Source organism: Acidithiobacillus sp. TH-A36, assembly GCF_057473445.1.
Genome location: NZ_JBYCKP010000192.1, coordinates 1 through 1,843, shown reverse-complemented (window position 1 = coordinate 1,843; position 1,843 = coordinate 1). Strand labels below are relative to the sequence as shown.

Genomic DNA, 1,843 nt, shown 5'->3' with positions numbered 1-1,843 from the left:
CCCTCGCTGACCAGCAGTTGCGCCAGATCTTCATCCACGCCCAACTCTTGAACAAAATGATTCAGGAACTTGGAATCTTCTTCGTCACGTTTGGCCTGGGCTTCTTCTTCCGTCAGGATATTGATGGTCCATCCCGTCAACTGCGTGGCCAGGCGCACATTTTGCCCGCCGCGCCCGATGGCCTGTGAGAGGTTTTCAGCATCTACGACCACATCCATACTATGGGTGTTTTCGTCCACAACAATACTCGACACTTCGGCCGGTGATAAGGCATTGATGACATAACTTGCCGGATCTGCCGACCAGATGACGATATCAATACGCTCACCCTTGAGTTCATTGATGACCGTCTGGACGCGATTACCGCGCAAGCCGACACAGGCACCCACTGGATCCACCCGAGGGTCATTGGAGCGCACCGCCAGTTTCGCACGCAAGCCAGGATCCCGTGCCGCGCCCATGATTTCGATCATACCATTACCGATTTCCGGCACTTCCTGGGCAAACAGCCTGATCAACAATTCGGGGCTAACCCGCGACAAAAACAACTGGGGACCACGCTGCACCCTGCGCACGTCCTGTAGATGTGCCTTGACCCGGTCTCCGGGACGAATGGCCTCACGCGGCATCATTTCATCTTTGGCCAACAGCGCCTCTGCCCGCCCCATATCGACAATGGCATTGCCTTTTTCCATACGCTTGACCAGACCACTGATAATATCCCCTTTACGCAAGGCAAAGTCGGAAACGATTCGGTCCCGTTCAGCATCTCGTACTTTCTGGACAATTACCTGCTTGGCCGTCTGTGCGGCAATGCGACCAAATTCGACCGGTGGCAGAACTTCTTCTACAAAGCCGCCCAGATCCACATCGGGACGTATCGCCTTGGCTGCTGCCAGACGGATTTGCAGATCAGCATCAAAATCTTTTTCTTCGTCTGCGACCACTTCCCACAAACGTCGAGTCACGTAGTCCCCGGTCTTGCGGTCCACATCTACCACAATGTGCCAATCTGCCCCATATTTCTTCTTGGATGCGGAAACCAGTGATGCTTCCAGAGCCTGAAAAATGACTTCACGGTCCACATCCTTCTCATGGGCGACGGCATCCGCCAGATAAAGAAGTTCACGACTCATTGACTTGCTCCTCTCCGCATATCCGCCCCTTCACCATTGGGGAACCAACTTAGCCTTATGAATTTCATCCAGCGCCAGTGTCCAGCGCCCCTCACTATTTTCAATAACCACTTTCTGATCCTCCAGCCCCTGCAAAACGCCTAACAGACGGCGGCGACCCTGATGTAATCCGTGTAAATGCACTTCCACGTGCCCACCCTGGAATCTTTCGTAATCCTTCAGTGTTTTCAAAGGACGATCCAGGCCCGCACTGGATACTTCCAGACGGTAGGCCCCATTAATCGGATTGGCAACATCCAGCCATATACTGAGCTGGCGGCTGACGGTAGCACAGTCTTCAATAGTGACCGAAGCCCCATCTTCTTTTTCTATTAATATCTGTAAGGTAATTGCACGACCGCTACGCAACATCCGCGCATCGACCAAGGCGCAGCCCACTGTGCCTACCTGCCGGGCAATTTCCTGATCCAATCGTTCTTCCACGTTCATCATTCCCTGATACAGAAACAAAAAGTGGGCACTTGGCCCACTTTTTTGCGCATCGTACGCAGTTATTCAAAAAAAATCAACCCCATCTCATGTTGAGCAGATGGGGTTGACAGGTATAGGTGTCTGGCGGTGACCGACTTTCGCGGAGGGAGGCCCTCAACTATCATAGGCGCTGCAGTGTTTCACGGTCCTGTTCGGGATGGGAAGGGGTGGTTCCA

The 1,843-nt window shown here is 53.2% G+C and carries 2 protein-coding genes and 1 rRNA gene; all 3 read right to left on the bottom strand.

Annotated elements, in window-relative coordinates:
• A partial coding sequence (gene nusA, locus AC2VLY_RS05145) for a transcription termination factor NusA (RefSeq protein ID WP_486921877.1) occupies positions 1–1,136 on the bottom strand: 1,136 nt, incomplete at its 3' end.
• Between the two features lie 30 nt (positions 1,137–1,166).
• On the bottom strand, positions 1,167–1,625 hold the full coding sequence (locus AC2VLY_RS05140) for a ribosome maturation factor RimP (RefSeq protein ID WP_227485230.1): 459 nt from the start codon (positions 1,623–1,625) through the stop codon (positions 1,167–1,169).
• Positions 1,626–1,746: 121 nt separating this feature from the next.
• Positions 1,747–1,843: ribosomal RNA gene (gene rrf / locus AC2VLY_RS05135) — 5S ribosomal RNA — on the bottom strand; the annotation flags it as partial.